The organism is Paenibacillus paludis, from assembly GCF_042610515.1.
Classification (GTDB): Bacteria; Bacillota; Bacilli; order Paenibacillales; family Paenibacillaceae; genus Paenibacillus_AQ.
Genome location: NZ_JBGJZP010000006.1, coordinates 53879 through 74121, shown reverse-complemented (window position 1 = coordinate 74121; position 20243 = coordinate 53879). Strand labels below are relative to the sequence as shown.

General features: G+C 52.2%; 12 protein-coding genes. 1 reads left to right on the top strand and 11 read right to left on the bottom strand.

Annotated features, from left to right (window positions below):
- Positions 1-182 precede the first annotated feature (182 nt).
- The 4 genes from ACAN56_RS13205 to ACAN56_RS13190 all read right to left on the bottom strand — a co-directional run bounded on the left by ACAN56_RS13205 (position 183) and on the right by ACAN56_RS13190 (position 8044).
- Positions 183-3167 carry a glycoside hydrolase family 48 protein gene (locus tag ACAN56_RS13205; RefSeq protein WP_379143787.1) on the bottom strand — a complete coding sequence of 995 codons (2985 nt, stop codon included), beginning with the start codon at positions 3165-3167 and terminating at the stop codon, positions 183-185.
- A gap of 31 nt (positions 3168-3198) precedes the next feature.
- A complete protein-coding gene (locus ACAN56_RS13200) occupies positions 3199-5931 on the bottom strand; it encodes a glycoside hydrolase family 9 protein (RefSeq protein ID WP_038595564.1) in 2733 nt (910 codons plus the stop codon).
- A 379-nt stretch (positions 5932-6310) separates the two neighbouring features.
- Entirely contained in the window at positions 6311-7615 is a 1305-nt protein-coding gene (locus tag ACAN56_RS13195; protein ID WP_342436879.1) for a replication-associated recombination protein A, read from the bottom strand.
- Positions 7616-7762: 147 nt separating this feature from the next.
- Positions 7763-8044 carry a CD3324 family protein gene (locus tag ACAN56_RS13190; RefSeq protein WP_038595570.1) on the bottom strand — a complete coding sequence of 94 codons (282 nt, stop codon included), beginning with the start codon at positions 8042-8044 and terminating at the stop codon, positions 7763-7765.
- A 501-nt stretch (positions 8045-8545) separates the two neighbouring features.
- On the opposite strand from ACAN56_RS13190, the gene ACAN56_RS13185 reads away from it, so the two are divergent.
- A complete protein-coding gene (locus tag ACAN56_RS13185; protein ID WP_379143310.1) occupies positions 8546-10564 on the top strand; it encodes a methyl-accepting chemotaxis protein in 2019 nt (672 codons plus the stop codon).
- A gap of 74 nt (positions 10565-10638) precedes the next feature.
- On the opposite strand, the gene ACAN56_RS13180 is transcribed toward ACAN56_RS13185, so the two are convergent.
- The 7 genes from ACAN56_RS13180 to ACAN56_RS13150 all read right to left on the bottom strand — a co-directional run bounded on the left by ACAN56_RS13180 (position 10639) and on the right by ACAN56_RS13150 (position 20219).
- Positions 10639-12834: a HelD family protein gene (locus ACAN56_RS13180; RefSeq protein ID WP_379143308.1), complete on the bottom strand. Its 2196-nt coding sequence runs from the start codon at positions 12832-12834 to the stop codon at positions 10639-10641.
- Positions 12835-12993: 159 nt separating this feature from the next.
- Positions 12994-14295 (bottom strand): NCS2 family permease, encoded by a 1302-nt coding sequence (locus ACAN56_RS13175; protein ID WP_038595576.1) that lies wholly within the window; start codon positions 14293-14295, stop codon positions 12994-12996.
- Between the two features lie 158 nt (positions 14296-14453).
- A complete protein-coding gene (locus tag ACAN56_RS13170) occupies positions 14454-15209 on the bottom strand; it encodes a tRNA threonylcarbamoyladenosine dehydratase (protein WP_379143305.1) in 756 nt (251 codons plus the stop codon).
- A gap of 65 nt (positions 15210-15274) precedes the next feature.
- Positions 15275-17053, bottom strand: a complete 1779-nt coding sequence (gene aspS, locus ACAN56_RS13165) for an aspartate--tRNA ligase (protein WP_038595579.1) — start codon at positions 17051-17053, stop codon at positions 15275-15277.
- A 98-nt stretch (positions 17054-17151) separates the two neighbouring features.
- Positions 17152-18405 (bottom strand): histidine--tRNA ligase, encoded by a 1254-nt coding sequence (gene hisS / locus ACAN56_RS13160; protein ID WP_038595581.1) that lies wholly within the window; start codon positions 18403-18405, stop codon positions 17152-17154.
- A gap of 809 nt (positions 18406-19214) precedes the next feature.
- Positions 19215-19664: a hypothetical protein gene (locus ACAN56_RS13155; RefSeq protein WP_038595583.1), complete on the bottom strand. Its 450-nt coding sequence runs from the start codon at positions 19662-19664 to the stop codon at positions 19215-19217.
- 48 nt (positions 19665-19712) lie between these two features.
- The gene (locus ACAN56_RS13150) at positions 19713-20219 is read right to left on the bottom strand and encodes a type 1 glutamine amidotransferase domain-containing protein (RefSeq protein WP_076109157.1); all 507 of its coding nucleotides are present in this window, start codon (positions 20217-20219) and stop codon (positions 19713-19715) included.
- Between the last annotated feature and the right edge of the window lie 24 nt (positions 20220-20243).

The following is a 20243-nucleotide window of genomic DNA, read 5'->3' as shown; positions in this document are numbered from 1 at the left end:
CATAAAAAATTTTTGTTGTGTTAAGTAACATGACAAATACGACAAAATTCGACTCATCTATTAGATTTTTTTGTCACATATTTTCACAGTTTCGCACATGAAATGTGATATTAATAACAAAGCCGCAAATGTCCCGGAGTATTGGGGATTTGCGGCTTTTCATTTTACCTTCTATTGCACTTTTAAGGCTCTAATCCCCAGACCAGCGTTCCATTCAGGTAGAGCGGTACACGTGCCCAATCAGTGAACGAGGTTTTGGCCGGGTCGTAAGAATACTCACCGATCTCGTTATAATTGCTCCAATCGGTTTTGTTGATCCGCAGCTGAATTTCACCGGTGTTGGCTCCGGGAGCAAGGCTGCCCGCAGCCGCAGTAAAGGAGATCTCCACATAATAATCTGCCTCTGTCACAGAGGGAGTCAGCTTCACGAATGTTCCCTGCACATTGCCGCTGCCTATAGCGGCATAGTCTACATTGAACTGCTGCGCCTTCTCGCCGTCTATCGTGTAGTAGTAGCGCAGCTTTACATCCTTAAGTGCAACCGAAGTGTCCCCGCTGTTCACAATCCGCAGCTGCGGACGGAACTGGGCATCGCCCGGATTCGTATCATTGGTCCGATACTGCACGATCAGATCCCCCACAGGCGGCTCGGGAACCGCTGCTGGCTTGGCGCTGACCTCGGGTGAATTCGGGCTTGTTCCTACTTTGTTAGCCGCACTGACAACATAAAAGTAGGTCGTTCCATTGACTACAGAGGTATCGCTGTAAGTGGCCTGGGTAACTACTGATACATCGCTGTAAGGACCTCCGCTGACAGTGGCCCGCTTAACTGTATAATTGTCGGCAGCAGTTACATTGTTCCAGCTAAGCTGTACAACACCGTCGCCGGCAACAACAGCCGGTTTGGAGGGCGCTTTCGGGGCAACGGGCTCGACCGGACCGCTGCTGTTGTTGATTAACCTGTCATATTCGGCATAGGCCGTGGCCATATCCACTTGGGACCAGAAGCGGTGATACGTAAATTCAGGTGCTCCATTCTCCCATTGCTTGGTAGCCGTATTATATGACGAATTATATTTGTTAAGCAGGTACTGCCAATCGGGATCATTCACAATATCCGGCCGGATGTCAGTATAGCTGGCGTAGACACCGTTTCCGCCTTTGGCAGGATCGGAAGGTACTGTCGCTGTTCCCGGAATCGTATTGCCTTGTCCAAAGGTACCCGTCCAGCCGCTTGGGAAATAGACCTCCTTGGTGAAGTAACGGGCATAATCGCCACGGCTCTCCTTAGTTGCTATTCCGACACCATCATTATATCCCCAAGCTGTATCCAGCAAGGATTTAGCCAGCTGCTGAGCCTTCCCGCCAAGCGCGGTATAACTGCCGTTTTCTGCCTCAGTACCTGCGGCAAAGAAGGTGAGCGCTTTGATATAGCTGCCGAGTACACCGGTATCCTGGCTCGGGCTCTTGGTGACTGACTTTAAATTGCTGTTGCCGTCACTGCTTGCAAAACCGGTCCAGGTATCCGGTTTCCCCTGCCATTCCACATTGCCCGGAATCCAGAATTCTCCCGGAGCAGCAACTGTAGCCACTTGGGGATTATCACCGCCAAGAATGCGGTTGCCCTGGCTGTCCAGATAATAGCCCTCTGCATCCGTAACCGGCCGGCTGCCTGCAAAGACATAGTCCGTGGACCAGTCCACCCAGTTCTTCACCACCTGCTTGGCCATCTGGAAGTTCTCGGAGGTTGTGTCGCCGCTTGCAGCCAGAATGTAATACAGCTCGGCCACACGTTCAACACTCCAGGCCTGCATTCCGAACCAGTTGTTGGACGGCGGATCATGATAGACAGGCGCGTCATCATATGCCATGCCGTAGAAGGTGCTTGTGCCGGCAGGATAGGCCTTATAAGCACCGTCGTAACTGTTCGTTGCTCCGCCGGCAATCGCGCCTTCGGCAGATTGCAGCCAGGTGTAGAACTCCAGCTGGCGCTTCAGCGAGTTGCTCCAGTCCTGCCCTGCTGTTGCTGATGCCGGAACCAGACCGCCGTCCGGATTGGAAAGCGCATAGGCTGCCACGACATTCTGGTAACCCTGATGCGCATGGCTGGCGCCGATTCTCCAGGCCCAATTGCCGGTTGAACCAAGCCCGCCGCCCCAAGCGGTATACCAGGCAAGCAGGTATTGGTTGGAATCCTTACCGGTTCCCGCTTCCGGTGTGCCGTCAGCTGCGCTGCCGACCTTTTGGAAATACTTGTCGTACATGCCGTAACGGAGATAATCCCCCATTTTCTTGGCTTTATTCAGATAAACTGAATTATTATAGCCAAGCTCCCGGGCCCAGTACATAGCCTGAACTGCACGTGCATCTGCGTCGGTAGCATTGGTATAACGCCACTGTGCTGCAGGCGCATTGCTTTCTTTGGTGAACAGGCTCATAAAGCCCTCACCTGTCTTGCCGAATGATTTGTCGTCCTGGGACGGATGCGGGACAGCTTCCCACACCGATTCCTGTTCGCCCCTCTGGAATGTATTTACATAAGCGGCTGTATGTGTAGGATTCAGCAAGTTGCCGAAGCCGTACCAGTTGTCCACATCCACCAGCCAATGCATAAGATAGGTCTGGTTGTTGCCATAGCTTGCTTTCAGTTCGGAATCAAGCGGGTCCTTGCCTGCCGTATACTTTCCGCTAAGCTGGCTTGGATACTGATCCGGCTGCGCATACTCGGAAGCGTAGGTAGCCGGGCTGTTCGCATTGTAATAACTCATCGTCGGCTGCTCCTGCTTGCCGTCGCCTTCATTAACAGGAATAATGTATTTCTCCATGTTGTCCCAAGCCGTTTCCAGCTTGCTCCAGTCGCCAGTATGATGGCCATACAGCACCTCGAGCCACATCCAGTAGCTGTAAGCTTCCGAAGTGGTCATATGCCCGTAATCAGGCGCTTCGCTCATCAATGTCTCTACCGCATGGTAGGGAATGCCTTCAGCCGAGAAATAGCCGTTCGCCGGATCCTTTAGCTGAGCATATAATTGCAGAAATCGGGTCTCCTCCGCCGAAGCGGCCTTTGCAGTTCCGGGGCTACCAGTAAACAATCCGGTTATGAGTGAGAGAAACAGAATCGAGGCCATTATAGCGGAAATAGGCTTCTTGCTTAAGCTCAATTTCATCATTTTGGCTAGCTCCCTCTCTGTAGATAAATTATGGTTCTAAACCCCACACAAGTGTTCCGTCACGATACAGTGTCACCTTTTCCCATTCGGCGAAGGCAAGCTGCGTTCCGCTGTAGGAATAGTCATTGCCCTCGCTATAATTCGTCCAGTCCTCTTTGTTGGTGCGCACCTGAATTTCTCCGCTGTTCCCTCCGGGAGCAAGGCTTCCGGCACCTTCAGCAAAAGTGATCTCCAGATAGTAGTCCGCTCCGGTTAGGGACGGATTAAGTTTCGCAAAGGAACCGCTTACATTTCCGCTGCCGACAACGGCATAATCGCAGTGGAATTGCTGGGTTTTGTCTCCGTCCACGGTAAAATAGTAGCGGAGCTTAAGACCACTCAACGGTACCGCGGCAGTTCCCGTGTTCACAATCCGGAATTGCGGGCGCATCTGTCCGTCCCCGGGATTGTTGTCATTAGTACGGTATTCCACCCTTAAATCACCTTTTGCCGGAGTAGGTGTTTCACGCGGCTGGGCACTAACCTGCAGAGATGGCGTACTCTCGCCAACACTGTTCGAGGCGGTGATTACATAATAATAGGTAGTACCATTAACCAGCCCGTTGTCGGAATACACGGCCCCTGTTGTGCTTGCAACTACAGTGTAAGGCCCGCCACTCGTTACAGCCCGTTTAACTGTATAGTCCGTTGCCCCGCTGACTGTGTTCCAGGACAGTTTTACGCTGGCGTTCTCAGCAGCAGCCGCTACACCGGAAGGCTGTGCGGGCACCTTCGGTTCACCCGGATGTCCGCCTCCGGGAGGCAGTTCACCGAATACAAGCACCCCGGCGTCGTATACCGGTATATACGCCGTTTTTACCGGAAGCGCTCCTCCCGTTGCCACGCCTTTAAATGAATAGTCATTTGTATTGTCCCAGAAGAGCGTGTTGAGCGGAGCGGCGATCCGGAACTGGACTTCCTTCCGGTAAGCGGATTGACCGCCCGGATAGATCGAAGTGCCGGTAAAATCAACCTTGGTGTAATAAATATGATGTTCTTCATCATAAGGCTGAAGTGCGGATACCGTTGCTCCCTGGTTGTAGCCACCGGCAGTGACCGTAATATCCTCCGGACCGTACCCTGCGGCAATTGCTTCGCTGAGGTCCAGATAATAATGGAAGGACATCGACTTGCTGACCCGTGCCGGCCAGCCGGAACGGTTGTTGAGCAGTGCCCGGATCTCTACAAAATTGCTGCCGCTGGCATTTACGGAAGCCTCGACAAACATTTCATCCTCAGGGGTCTCTGCCGCAGGAAACTGTGGTTGCGGCTGCTGCCCTTGCCCGTGGAGCAGCATCATTTTGGCCAGCGCCCCTGTAAAGGCGGAATTGTAGTCGGTTGCCACTTCATTCGAGACATAGTCGTTGATCGAATCGGTATACGTGTCCGTCTTGGATGGACCCCCGACCAGCGCTCCGTATAGAACATGACGGTGATCTGAAGGAGTAGACTGGCTGTCGCTCCATGAACCATGTGAGGTCCGGTGATGCGGATGCTGCGGCGAATTGTTGCCATACCCGATCACATAGCTGCTGTTCCGCGGGTTGTCGCCCAGCATATACGTAATCTGCCGTTCCGCGAAAGAACGGGCCGTTTCGCCTTTGACAGGGTCGCTTACCCAGTCCGCGTAAACAAACGCCAAAAATGCCTGGTTGGCGGCATATCTCAGGGCTCCCCACTGATCCAGATGTGCCAACCCTCCAGGTGTATAGGCGACCCGGTCGCTAGTCCCGCCTACACCAGTTGTCCAATACTGCATGTTGCGTTCCGTAGATTGAATGAACTTGGCATCCCCGGTAATCCGTGACAGCAGCAGCTGCGCACCGTAATGCTTGTCATCCCAGGATTGTGTCCACTGGTAACCCCATAATCCCGATTGGTTCGTTCCCCACAGACTGCTTGCGGCAACTGCCTTATCCAGGTACGTCTGCTCACCGGTCGCCAAATAGAGCCATACACCGCCCCAGCTCAACTCATCGGCATAACCGCTCCATGAATTGTAATACTGCTTGACGTCGGTAATACTGTCCGAATAGGCGCCGCGGTAAGTGTCCGCAAATTGATACAGCTGTTTGGCATGCAGCAGCAGCTTGTCCGCATAGACAGCATCCGAATCCCGGAAGATAATCGATGCCGAAGCCAGCGCCGCTGCGGTTTCTGCCGCCAGATCAGAGCCGGGATGAGTTGCATCAATTTTGTAGGAGGGCCGCTGCATTTGCATCACTTCCGCTGCTCCCCACCAATTATGGTCGGCCGTTCCGTTCCCTACCTGTCCCCATAGCTCATTTGGAGCTGTATGGGCTTTGACAAAATAGTCGGTAGCCCAGCGGATATTATCCAGAATCTCCTCCAGCTGGCCGGACTGCACGTAACCATCCTTGTATTCATAGACCGACCAGGCCAGCATCGTAGCTGTATAAGCCATTGGAAAACCAAATTTGACATGATCCCCCGCATCATACCAGCCCCCGGATAAATCGTGGCCGACATCCGCGCCATCCAGAAGTCCGGAGTCCCCCCGCCACTCGACCCGGTTGTCTTCCGGCAGATCGCCTGAACGCTGAGCCTCATAGAAATAAATCGATTTTTGCAGTGCCTCTGCGTAGTTGTAGCCGGCAGCCGCTGCTGTGCCCACAGATGGATGAAATACAGCTCCGGAACATGTAACCGCTAACATAAAGCTCAAGGACAAAACCCAGCCCTTCCTGATCCCTTTGCCCATCTTAGCCCTTCTCCCTTCTTGTCCTTCTCGTCCTTCTTGTCCTTGTGTTCAATTTCATCTCTGCACAGACTCTTCAAACCGTGGCTCCAAACTCTTATTCATTCCCAATAAAGTTTTCCACCTTCTTTCCGGGTGTCTTTAGGATGATTTGCATCCTATGTAAATATATACCATATATAGGAATGGAATTCTATATACAAAATAGCAAAAATGTAATAAAAAATAGATATTTTTGTAAAAAAATTGGAGTCTATCAGAAAAACCGCGAGCCCGTTAAACAAAAAACCGCTTCTTTTACAAAAGGAATGAAATCTCCCCCTGTAAAATAAGCGGTTGATGCATAAAATGGAGAACGTTGTACAATCGAACTCTTACTTGACTACTGTCCGCGCCGAAGCGACTGGTTATGGCGGATCTTCGCTTCATTGCCCTGTTCAGTAGCCTGATAAAAGACCCGGCGTGCAATAGCCTTAGGCAGATAATCCTGTTTGACATAATGGCCCGGAAAATTATGCGGATACTGGTAGCCCTCATGGCCGAGCTTCACGGCTCCTTTATAATGCGTATCGCGCAGATGCAGTGGTACTTCAGCCGATTTCAACTCGTCGATACTGGCCATGGCATTCGAAATTGCCACGGTCACGGCATTCGATTTCGGACTTTCCACCGCAAACAGGATCGCCTGGGCAATATTCAGCTTGGCTTCCGGCCAGCCGTTATTGCGGTAGGCTTCCAGTGCGCTGACCGCCTGGACCATCGCCTGCGGATTGGCCAGACCGATATCCTCACTGCTGGCAGCAATCAGCCGGCGGATGAATGTCATCGGGTCCATCCCCAGCTTCTCCACAGCATAGAGAAACCAGAACAGCGCCGCATCGCTGGAGCCGCGGATGCTTTTGTGAAACGCAGACAATACATCATATTGCGTCGATTCGTCCGCTTTGACAATCGGGCGGCGGATGGATTCTTCAGCCACCGCAAGCGTAATATGCACACTTCCGTCCGGTTCCGGCGCAGTGGTCATGGCAGCCAGCTCAAGTGCATTAAGCGCCCGGCGGATATCGCCGTTGGCCATCGTTGCAATATGCTGCAAAGCTTCTTCATCCACCTGCAGCTGCATGAACCCAAGCCCCCGCTTCTCATCGGTAAGCGCCCGTCTCATAGCAATCAGACTGTGCTCACTGGTCAGCGATTCCAGCTGGAACAGCGTGGAGCGGCTCAATAACGCCCCGTTCACATAGTGGAACGGGTTCTCCGTCGTCGCGCCGATAAAGGTGATGGTCCCCTTCTCCACAGCGGGGAGCAGTGCATCCTGGCGGGAGCTGTTGAAGCGGTGCACCTCATCCAGAAACAAAATGGTCTTAGAGCCGTACAATGCCTTATTGCTCTGAGCACGCTCGATCACTTCCCGCACATCCTTGACCGAGGCTTCGACCGCATTCAGGCGGACGAATTCCCCCTGTGTATGATGGGAAATAATATGGGCTAATGTTGTTTTTCCGCAGCCTGGAGGGCCGTAAAGCAGAATAGAGGAGACCTGATCTGCCTCAATGGCTCTGCGCAGCAGCTTCCCCGGGCCAACAATATGCTCTTGTCCTATATATTCATCAAGATTCGCCGGACGCATGCGGTCCGCCAGCAGGCGGCCGCTGCCGGTGTCTTCCCCGAGCGAAAATAAATCCATTCTTCCACTTCCTTGCTGTAATCTTGTAGGTCGGCACTATTAGAATACCTCCCACTATCATACCATACTGCGTATACATCCTTATATTTAAAAAGAGCATGACCTCGCCTCCTCCGGCGGTGCCATGCTCTTTGTTCAAAGTTCAGGCTAGCGGTTCAGCGCCAGCCGCATTTTTGAAATAATCTTGCGGATGCTTTCTTCGGATAAGTGGTATCTCTTCTGCAGCTCGTTCACCGAGCAGCCGCTGCTGTGACTGCAGAATATCTCCTCGTTCCGGCTGGCAATCTCCTGCCTGGATCCGCTGTTCTCGCCCCATCTTACCCGTTGCTCGGTTTTCTTGGGGATGTATAGCAATTCACCCTGGATGTATCCCTGAAGCTCTTCGAGCAGGCCCGGGGGGAGCACATCCTTCCCATTTACATAACTCACTTTTTACTTCCTCCTTCAACAGGTGTGTCCCTTTGTGTCCGACGACTGCTTGTAATGAATTGATCACGTCACCTGCCTCCTTTCTTCAGCTCATATTTGGTAAATACCGTAAGTTCATTATATAAAAACCATTGGATAGCGTCTACATTCGGTTTTGATCACAACTTTATGTGAATTATTTATTTCTATGCTTTTTAAATAAGGAGGCCTTTCGGCCTCCTCCGGTTATGCGGATTTCCGTCTTAGACGGAAACCACCTCGTATACTGAAATCATTTCAATCAGCCTCCTTCCAGAGTAATCTGCCCGGCCGGACACTTATTATTAAGCCATACCCAGGGATAGGTTACAAGTTCAAGAACAGTTATAACTGTTCTTCACCAGATGGGAACTTATTTTTTTAAGAAAAATCTAAAAAATAAGTCGATTAGTGTCGAAATATAAAAGTAATTATCTATTAACTAATAGATATGGAAGTAATTAAAAGCAGGAGGAATATAATATGACAGCTAAAAGGCACATCCTCAAACAAGTATTCGGCATCAAGAAACTCAGAACCGAACTAATGGCTTTTATCATTACCGCCATTGCAGTTCCTTCGCTTGTACTAGCTGTCAACTCTTCGGAAACTTCCAAAACAGAGCTGCAGGGCAAAATGGAGGAAACTACAAAATCGAGCATTCATCTTCTCGATAAGACACTTGAGCAATTAATACAGCTGGAGAGCAGCAATGTGAATCAGCTTGCCTATCAAATTACCGCAGCTGATCTGACTGCGAACTCTCCACGCGTACGGAATCAGATCAACAAATTCAAAGCGGAGCATCCTGAAATCGATATCGTCGCTTTAGGCAACAGCGATGGCAAGTTTATGTTAGCGCCTGATTCTAAACCAAACGACTATGATCCCCGGGTCCGCGACTGGTATATTGACGCACTGAAGACACCGGACCGCACATCCGTTATCAACCCGATTTTCTCCAAGGTTACAAACTCCTTCATCCTGCCGATCTCCAAAGCCTTCCAGGACGGCAAAGGGGTAGCTACAATCAGTTTGAGCATGAATGGGCTTATGGAACTGGCGCAGAATGTCAGCCTCGGTTCCAGCGGTTATGTATATATACTGGACAGCAGCAATAAGGTTATCTACCATCCCGCTCTGGAGGTAGGAAGCCCCGTTACAGGCGGGCTGCTGGATACGCTGAATGCGGCCCCGGCAGGCAAAGTGTCCTACAAAGACAGTGCCACAGACCAGGCAATGGATGGCTTTTACATTACGAATGAACTTAGCGGCTTTAAGCTGGTTGGTGTGCTGCCCGAGAGCGAGTATGCAGAGGCCGTTTATCCTATTTTGTATAACTCAGCTATCGTTCTGCTGGTTGCGCTGCTTCTGGCCGCTGCAGTAACGTTCTTCATCATCCGCCGCATCACCAAGCCGCTTGAGCAGCTGAACCGTTCGGCAAAGCGCGTCAGCGAAGGCTATCTGGATGAAGTGGTCAACACCACACGTAAAGATGAAATCGGGCAGCTTGCGGGCAACTATAACGCCATGGTAGCATCGCTTCGAAAGATGGTGCAGGATGTGGCCGAAACCTCAGGCCAGCTCGCAGCTGCCAGTGAGCAGCTGACAGCCAGCACCGGCGAGAACAGCAAGGCTGTGGAGTATGTCACCGGACTGGTGGAGGAATCCACCCGCGGTGTGGAAACCCAGGCCCATGCTTCCTCCGAGGTAGCCGTAACTATGGATGAAATGTCCGAAGCCATCCATAAAATTGCTTCCGCTTCCCAGGCCATTGTAAGTGCCGCAGTGCAGACTGAGCAGGTTGTTAACACCGGAAGCACCAGAGTGCAGCATGTCAGCGAGCAGATGAAGACGATCCGCCAGTCCGTTCAGCAGTCCGGCGGACTGATTTCCGAACTTAACGGGCTTAGCACAAAGGTAGCAGAAGCAAGTACAGCGATCTCCGCGATCGCGAAGCAGACCAATCTACTGTCGCTCAATGCAGCTATTGAAGCTGCCCGTGCCGGAGAACAGGGCAGAGGGTTCGCCGTTGTTGCCGGAGAGGTGCGGAAGCTGTCCGAAGCCTCGCATGTCAGCGCGGGTCAAATTCAGGAGACCATTTCCGAAATGGTCGGCCTGATTGCCAGCGCCTACGACGTAATGAAACATAAAGTGGCCGAAGACGTTGAACAAGGCATGAATCTGGCGCTGGAAGCGAGCGATGCCTTTATCCAGATTGAGCAGTCCACCCGGCATGTCGGCGAACAAATTCATGAGGTTTCGGCGATTACCGAGCAAATGTCTGCCAGCTCGGCTGAAGTAGCCGCCTCCGTACAGGAGATGGCTGCCATCTCGCGGGCGGCGCTGGATTCCTTCCAGAGCGTTACAGCTGCAACGGAGGAACAGCTTGCTTCCATGGAGGAGATTACGGCCTCCTCTGCAGCGTTGTCCGCTATGGCTTCCGATATGCAGCAGCAGGTGGAACGGTTCCATATCACGGAACAAAACGAGATGAAATAAGACGTTATCGCCCTATAGAATATAAAAAGCGGACCGCCCTGTTTATGACAGGCGGTCCGCTTTTTATATTTGCACTACTGCGATTCAGGCCAGCCGGAGACTGTCTCTTCTCCAAGCAGCTGTACATAAGGCGGCAGCTGCCCGTCATGCAGCAGCCACAGTTCATGCAGCGCACGGGTACAGCCGACATACATCAGCTTCGCGTCCCAGGCCGCTTCCCCGTAATGTCCGCTGTCCGCGTCTGCCAAGATGACGGCGTCGAACTCCAGCCCCTTGGACAGATACACAGGCAGCACAGACAACCCGCCCCGGTATTCAGTCATGCTGCCGTCAATCAGGTGAAGATCCTCAAACTGTCCGGCAAGCGCGTCGTACAGCTCAGCAGCTTCCCGCAGGCTGCGGGTTAAGACAGCCACTGTGCGGTATTCACGCCCGGAGAGGGCCCCCAGAGCCGTTCTGACGGCACTGAGGCGCTCACTCCCGGCTGCTGCCGCTGCCGGCTGACGATCGGCGTAAGAGATCAGCCGGACCGGGTTGCCGCTGCGGAAGACCGGAACGGCGAGCAGGGAGCTGCCAACACCGGAAGACAATATGCCGTTGGCAAATTCAATGATCTCCATGGTGGACCGGTAGCTGCGGGTCAGTGCATGATAGGCCGTATGTTCCGGTGCAAACAACGTCTGCATTTCTTCCCAGGCATGTACACCCTTGTAGGCATGTATCCCCTGTGACAAGTCGCCCAAAATGGTAAAGGAATGACCCTTCACGTACAAATCAAGCACTGCAATCTGGAAAGGCGAGAAATCCTGCGCCTCATCAATAACGATATGGTCAAAGCGGTCCCCGCCTTCATTTCCGCTGAGCAGATAATGAATATAGAGCAGCGGCGGCAGATCCTCTTCGCGCAGGATGCCTTTTTTGAGCTCCTTGACCGTTTCCTTCAGCACGCCTTGCGGAATAATCTCCGGGGCTGCAGCCGGCCAATGCTCCGGAACCTTTGCCGCCCGGAAAATCTGCTTATAGATCATAAGCGGATCATATTTGGGCCACTTGCCGCTGTAGGTCTTCTCGCGTGCCGCCGCTTTTTTCTTGCGTTCCTTCAGCGCTGCCTGCGAAGGGCTCTTCTTCAGCTCCATCTCAATCCAGCGGTGAATTCTGGCCATCACACGCTCTTTGCGTTTGGCCGGCGGATAGGGGGCGTATTCCTCGTTATGCCAGCGCAGAATCATCGAACGCCGCAGTACCGCACCTTCCCAGGGAATGAAATCCCCCTCCGGCACCGCACCGGTCTCAAGCAGCTTGATCGTGGCTTCAATAATCTCCATCAGCACCGTTGAACCCTTGAAGCGGCCCGGTGTTTCTTCAGTAATCTCCGGCATGCTGCCAGCCGTTTCGAACCAGCGGTTCATCGTTTCCGCTGTATCTTGCTCCGGCAGTGTGATACCCAGCACGTCCGCAGCCCAATCCGGGAAGGTACTCTGGGCAATGTTGCCCACGCCAAGCTCCGGCAGCACATCCGAAATATAATCCAGGAACATCCGGTTCGGGGCGAAAATAATCATTTTCTCCGCGGAGACCTGTTCCTTGTATTGATACAGCAGGAAAGCCAGGCGGTGCAGCGCAACCGTTGTTTTTCCACTTCCGGCCACACCTTGAATGATCAGCGCCGTATTCTTCGCGGCACGGATAATCTTGTCCTGCTCCTCCTGAATCGTCGAGACGATATCGCGGAGACGGTTGTCCTTATTCTCGCCCAGGCGGTATACGAGAAATTCATCGGATACGGCCGGGGCGTCGCTGTCGCGGTTGTAGGTATCCGCCACCCGCTCCAGGATTTGCTTGCGGATCACCACGTTGCGTTTTAAATATACCAGCCCCTCAATCAGCCCCTCCGGGGCTTCATAGGAGGCCGGCTCCGTTCCGCCTGTAAACGAATAGAACAGGCTTGCTACCGGTGCGCGCCAGTCAATGACTAGCGGACGGTCGCTTACCTGTTCTCGGTCTACGCCGATTTTGCCAATATATAGTGCCTTGCGTTCGTCCTCGTCATTGCCCTGAAAATCAAGCCGTCCGAAATAAGGCTCCTGCCTAAGCTTGGCAAGATCTTTGCGCCTCTGTTCTCTGGAATCCTCCAGCACTTGTTCCGTATACTCGCTTCCTGTGTACACCGGTATGCTGCGCAGTCTCTCCAGGACAGTGTCGATTTCTGTAAGCGCGCCGTTAAGCCTGTCTTCTTCCTCTTGATAGGCACTTTGAAAGTCGTCTTCCAATTTCAGTTACCTCCTAAAAGTAATCTTAAAGATTGATCTCGTGCAAGACTGGCTTCACTCACACAAAAAGGATACTCATCATATCACAACAGACCGGTGAAATCCACATATTTCAAATTCTAGTATACAGGCGAGTCTGGATAAGCTGCTCCGCCAGGTTCAACCCATTAAGGCATGCAATACAAAATTCGCCACAAAAAGTCCGGCGATGCCGTACAGCGCAGGCGGCACTTCCTTGCCCCGGCCCATAGCGAGTTTAACGATGGGGTAAGTAATGAAGCCAAAAGCCATTCCGTCGACAATGCTATAGGTGAACGGAATCATTACCATGATCAGAAAGGACGGAAACAGCTCGGTCATATCGCTGAGATCCATCTCACGTACGCTCTGCACCATAAGACCGCCGATTACAATCAGGATCGGTGCGATGGCGCTGTCCGGCACATAAGCCAGCAGCGGGATGAACAGGAAGGTTGCCCCGAACAACATGCCGGTAACCAGCGAGGTAAGCCCGGACTTGCCGCCGGCCGCGATGCCTGCAGTCGATTCTGCGGCAGCGACTACCGGACTGCTGCCGAACAGGCCGGCCGCAATATTAGCGATGGACAACGCGCGCAGGCTGCTCTTGAATCGCTCCGGACGTCCTGCCATCAATGTCTGGGAAGAGATCAGCCCGATATTTTCAAACACAACAATCAACAGCAGCAGGAACACGGCAATCCAGAACACAAGGCTGATCCCCCGGCTCAAGTCCATTCCGGCAAATACATCGCCATAGCCGGAAAACACATGGCCGGAATCCTCCTGACCCGGGGCATGCGACGCACCTAACAGATAGGCAAGTCCTGTGCCCACAATCATGCTGATCAGCAGTCCCCCGCGTGTTCCGCGGATGAACAGCACCAGTGCCAGAACCAGGGTTACGCAAGAGGTTATCACGGCAGGGTCGCTGAAATGTCCGATCGCGACAAATGTCGTCCGGTGAGCGATGACGATTCCGCTTTTTTGCAGGCCAATGAAGGTCAGAAACAAGCCGATTCCGACAGTAATCGCATGCTGCAGATTATGAGGGATCGCGTCGCTGAGAATACGGTATAGCGAGGTGAACGCCACAATCGCAAACAGCACTCCGGTCACAACTACAACAGCAAGCGCTTCCCGCCAATCCAGCTTCATGGAATGCACCAGCGTATAGGTGAAAAAGGCGTTGATCCCCATTCCCGGAACGACGATAATTGGTGTCTTGCCGCCGAAGGCCATTAGCAGACAGCCGGTAATTGCCGTCAGCAGCGTAGCCACCATACCGGCCCGCAGCGGCATCCCCGCATCATGCAGAATAGCAGCGTTGACCATAACAATATATACAGAAGCAAAATACGATAGGATCCCTGCCGCCCATTCCTGTTTCCAGTTGTCGCCCGGCTCCAGACCTACGCTATTTCGCCAAAAATTCGATTTCATGTAAATACCTCCACTGATGGTAAATTCCGCTGCCAATACAGCATTCCTGCGTTGTTTCCGGATTTTAAAATCACAATAAAAGGGCGTAAGCAGCCGGATTCCGGCTGCACGCCCTTTTGTCCTTTGGTTAGTTCGAGCTGAGATAGGCCTGCTTTCGTTTATACGTTTACTCCGCCAGCCTTCAAAAGGTCCTGTACGGCTACACTCACCATAATGAGTCCAACTACCGGAGGCACAAACGAGTTGCTGGCAGGCGGCAGTTGAGCCTTGCGTCTGTCCGGCGCATCTTCAGGAACGATCTGCTCGGTCACATCCACACGCGGTTTCACCGGCTTCTCCGTGGAGAAGACAACCTTCACACCTTTTTTGATCCCATCCTTGCGCAGCTTCTGGCGGATCACACGGGCAATCGGGTCCATCTCCGTCTTGGAAATGTCAGCCACCTTAAAGCGTGTCGGGTCCATTTTGTTAGCTGCGCCCATGCTGGAAACCATCGGGATTCCCCGGCTCAGGCATTCTTTAATGAGATGGATCTTGTAAATAATCGTATCCGAAGCGTCGATGACGAAATCGGGCTTGTATTTGAAGAGCTCCTCATAGGTTTCTTCCGTGTAGAACATATTCAGGGCAATGGCTTCGCATTCCGGATTGATCAGCTTGACACGGTCCACCATCAAATCCGCTTTATTCTGGCCGATGGTTGTCGTAAGCGCATGAATCTGGCGGTTGATATTGGTGATATCCACTGCGTCTTTATCAATCAGGATAATGCGGCCGATACCTGTACGGGCCAGAGCCTCAACCGACATGGCCCCTACGCCGCCAATGCCGAGCACGGCCACTGTGCTGTTCTTCAAAATCTCCAGACCTTCCGGTCCGATGGCCAGCTCCGTACGCGAGAACTGATGCAGCATGATGTAGCGCCTCCTTCAAAAAGCCGGCGAAGCAGCGCTGCCGCTCCGCTTAGGCCTGGTTAGATTTAGTTCTTTACCTTCTCAGGTTTCGGAGCCAGCTTGATGTGCAGCTGTTCCAATTGTATTGCATCTACCGGTGCCGGTGCATCCATCAGCAGGTCAGTCGCACTTGCCGTCTTAGGGAAGGCAATGGTTTCGCGCAGGTTGGTGCGGCCGGCAAGCAGCATTACGAGACGGTCGAAACCAAAGGCAATCCCGCCGTGCGGAGGTGTGCCGTATTCAAATGCATCCAGCAGGTAGCCGAATTTCTCGTAAGCAACCTCCGTTGAGAAGCCGAGTGCATCGAACATTTTTTCCTGTACCTCACGTTTGTAGATACGCTGGGAACCGCCGCCTACCTCGTAGCCGTTAAGCACGATATCGTAAGCCTGGGCACGGATAGCACCCGGATCAGTCTCAAAGAGGTGCAGGTCTTCATCCATCGGACGTGTGAACGGATGATGTTCTGCCACATAACGTTTCTGGTCTTCATCGTAGCTAAGCAGCGGGAATTCAGTAACCCATGCGAACTTGAACACATTGTCGTCAATCAGACCAAGCTGGCGTCCGATCTTCAGGCGAAGCGCACCCAGTACATCGGCTACCACTTTTTTGTTATCAGCAGAGAAGAGCAGCAAGTCGCCTTCTTCGGCACCGGTACGTTCCTTCACGGCAGCAATCTCTTCCTCGGTGAAGAACTTCACGATAGGCCCCTTGAATTCGCCATCCTTCACTTGAATCCAGGCAAGTCCTTTAGCTCCGTAACGCGCGGCATAAGGTCCAAGATCGTCGATCTCTTTACGGGTCCAGGTACCGCAGCCTTTGGCGTTGAGGCATTTTACTTCTCCGCCCTTTTCGATCACAGAGGCGAATACTTTGACGCCGCTGCTGGCCACGATGTCATTCATTTCTACCAGCTCCAGGCCAAAACGCAGGTCCGGCTTATCTGAGCCGTATTTGCCGATGGCTTCGGCATAAGTCAAACGCTGGAACGGCAGGGCAATTTCGACGCCGATCGTTTCTTTAAGCAGGCGCTGCATCAGGGTCTCCATCATCGACAGCAGATCATCCTGCGGCATGAAGGAGGTCTCGATGTCGACCTGGGTGAATTCCGGCTGGCGGTCAGCGCGCAAATCTTCATCACGGAAGCAGCGGGCAATTTGATAATAGCGCTCAATACCGCCGACCATCAGCAGCTGCTTGTAGATTTGCGGCGATTGCGGAAGTCCAAAGAACTCGCCTTCATGCACCCGGCTCGGTACCAAATAATCACGGGCGCCTTCAGGTGAACTTCTGGTCAGGATTGGTGTTTCGATATCAATAAAACCTTCGTTATCCAGGAAGTCGCGGAAGATCTTCGCCGATTTGGAACGAAGCAGCATCGTTTTGTACATCTCCGGACGACGCAGGTCGAGATAGCGGTATTTCATCCGCAAGGATTCATCCACTTCCACACCGTCTTCGATGAAGAACGGCGGCGTTTTCGCAGCATTGAGTACTTCAATATCCGTAATCTGCACTTCTATCTCTCCTGTAGGCAGGTTACGGTTAATGGTTTCTTCGTCTCGCTTAACCACTTTCCCCGTAACAGCGAGCACATACTCACTGCGCACTTTATCTGCAATTTGCAGCGCTTCGCCGGAATAGTCGGGATTGAAAACGACCTGTACGATTCCGCTGCGGTCGCGGAGATCAATAAAAAGTACGCCCCCAAGGTCGCGGCGGGTCTGCACCCATCCGTTTAGAGTTACGGTCTGGCCGATATGCTCCGGCGTCAATTGTCCACAGTGATGGCTTCTAGTCATAATATATTCTACCCCTTCATGGTTAAAAGTAACTGCGCTTATATGAATCAGTGAGTTTCTTCCTCTTGCAACAATACAATTACTTCATGCCAAGCTGTCTAGTCCAGCGACTGTCCCAGCTCTTCCAGCTTGATGGTCCGCTGCTCGCCAGTAGCCATCGATTTCAGGGCAATGACGCCGCTGTTCAGCTCATCTTCACCGAGAATCGCTGTGTACCGAGCCGACATGCGGTCGGCCGATTTCATCTGCGCCTTCATCTTACGGCCCAGATAATCCCGTTCTGCAGAAAAGCCAAGACTGCGCAGAATGAACAATTGTTTCGTAATCTCCAGATCGGCCGCTTCGCCAAGTGCCACGAAGTATACATCCAGCGGCTTCACCGTCTCCAGCTCTACCCCTTGATTCTCCAGAATCAGCAGGATCCGCTCCAGCCCGATGCCAAAACCGATGCCCGGCTGATCCGGACCGCCGATTTCCTCCACCAGACCATTGTAACGGCCGCCGCCGCCGACCGTGTCGATAGATCCGATGCCGGCTGCTTTATATTCAAACGCTGTATGCGTGTAATAATCCAGTCCGCGTACCAGACGGGGATTGATGCTGTACTCCACACCCATGATATCCAAATGCATTTTGACCTTCTCAAAATGAGTTGTGCATTCTTCATCCAGGCTGTCCAGAATGGAAGGCGCACCGCCGAATTTGTCCTGGTCGACCTTGCAATCCAGCACCCGCAAGGGGTTGCGGTCCATACGCCGCTGGCAGTCACTGCAAAGGTTATCCCTCATCGGTCTCAGGAAATCCAGCAGCTTCTCCCGGTACGCCGCACGGCTAGGTACGTTGCCCACGGAGTTCAGCTCTACCCTTACATCCCTCAGTCCCAGATCCTTATAGAACTGGTACCCTAGGGAAATCACTTCCGCATCAATCGCCGGATCCACTGCTCCAAATGCCTCGATGCCAAATTGGTGAAACTGGCGGTATCTTCCCGCCTGCGGACGCTCATAACGGAACATGGGACCGATATAATACAGCTTGCTTACATCCGGCTCACCGTAAAGCTTGTTCTGAACATAAGCACGGACCACACCGGCTGTTCCTTCCGGACGAAGTGCCAGATCGCGGTCGCCCTTATCCTTGAAGGTGTACATCTCGCCTTCCACAATGTCCGTTGTTTCCCCTACACCACGTTCGAACAGCGCCGTGTGCTCGAACATAGGAGTGCGGATCTCCCGGTAATTGAACCGGCGGCAAAGATCCCTGGCCTTCCCTTCAACATACTGCCATTTCTCAACCGCACCCGGAAGCACATCCTGCGTGCCTGTCGGTTTCTCGAATCTTTCTTTAGCCACAGCCTATCCCTCCTGAAAATAACCCCTCTTGCCTGTCTGTTTGTCAACTTCTAAAAAAAACAAAAAAATCCCTCGCCCTGTTTATAACAAACAGGGACGAGGGATTATTATCAACCTAATAATACACCCGTGGTACCACCCACATTCCGAATCCATGCAACTGCCTGAATCCGCTCTAAGCGGTTAACGCCCGCCTACGCGCAATCGGCTACTGACTCCCGGCAATCTTCATTGCCTGCTTTCGCCGTGCGTTCTCGGGGAGGTCATTCATCCGTTCATCAACAGAATCCTTGCAGCCGGGCGGAAACGGTAAGCTCATCCTACGGTAGGACGATATCCATCTCTGCGGGGGATTCCTCTCTGGGGTTGTGGGGTACGGATTACTTGGTCCCGTCATCAAAACTTTATGACAATCTGTATATTGTTAGATTCTACTGAACCACTGCGCTAAAGTCAAGGAATCCAATAAAAAAAGCTATTACAAAAAAAAGTGACCTGCAGCCGATTGCTGCAGGTCCATCATCATATATTATAAAAAAGGGGGTCATGCTTCTATTATAAACACGCTATATTAAGGAATCATGAATGTAATATTACGGTTGTATTACAGAAAAGAAAGCGTTTTATAAATCTGGACAATCCCCTACTGAAACACAAGGATTACTTTACACTACAACATAATTCCCTGTCCAGAGAAAAAAAAGAAATATTACTGTTCTTGGATTTTAAAAAGCTCCGCCAATCCCTGTAACGGATCGGCGGAGCTGTAGTTTCGCAACTATTCATCTGCGAGAGAGCGTGCTCTCTTTTTAATCAAAGATTTCCACGTAAGCACGCTTCCGGCGCAGCGCCTCGATAACCTCATCCTGTTTGCCGTCAGCCACCTTAACTTCCATGACATAACGAAGATCATCCAAATCCCTGTCGTCAAATTCAGCATGATTCCGGACATCACCCGCACTGCGGTTATCCAAATCATCAGGACCGTCATTCACATCGATTGCCGGTACAATAGGGGCACCGGCAATCGGGCCGGAGCCTGCAACCGCACCCGTAGCGCCAAATGCGCCTCCGGTCATCGCGGAGTTGTTATAAGGAACCAAGGGAATCAGGATATTATTTCTGTAATTCCCGTCTGTTTTTAAAGGATCCGTCAGCGGGGATACTTCCAGATTATCCACTCCGTAAGGAATCAATGCCGTCTTAGCGCCTTCTGCTTCATCTTCTGTTCTGAAATAAGCCTGGATTCTTCTACTCATTGTCGTTCCTCCTTGGATTGTTGTTTGATTTTGGGGGCCCAGCTTTTATTACAACACCTTCAACAGCTCACGCACAAATGCGGGCTCATCTTTTGGTGTGCGTGAAGTAATGTAATTGCCGTCCACGACGACCTCTTCATCCTTAAATTCCGCTCCTGCGTTAACCACATCATCCTTAAGGGGCGGGTAGGATGTCACCGTGCGGCCTTGCAGCAAGTCTGCGCTGATCAGGATTTGCGGTCCGTGGCAGATGGAGGCAATCGGCTTGCCTGTTCCACTTACTTCCTTCACAAAGCTCAGGATATCAGGATCGAGCCGTAAATTTTCCGGGGACGAGCCTCCGGGAATAACCACAGCGTCATAGTCTGCGGCTTTCACCTCGCTGATGGCTTTATCGGCTGCATAGGACACACTGCCTTTTTTGCCGAGCAAGGTTTCGTTTTTCTTCAGACCGATGATCTCCGCCTGATGCCCTGCTTTTATGACTTCATCGTAAGGTACCTTCATTTCGGAATCTTCAAAACCGTTGGCGAGCAGAAATGCAACTTTACTCATGAGATTAATTCTCCTCTCCACTTT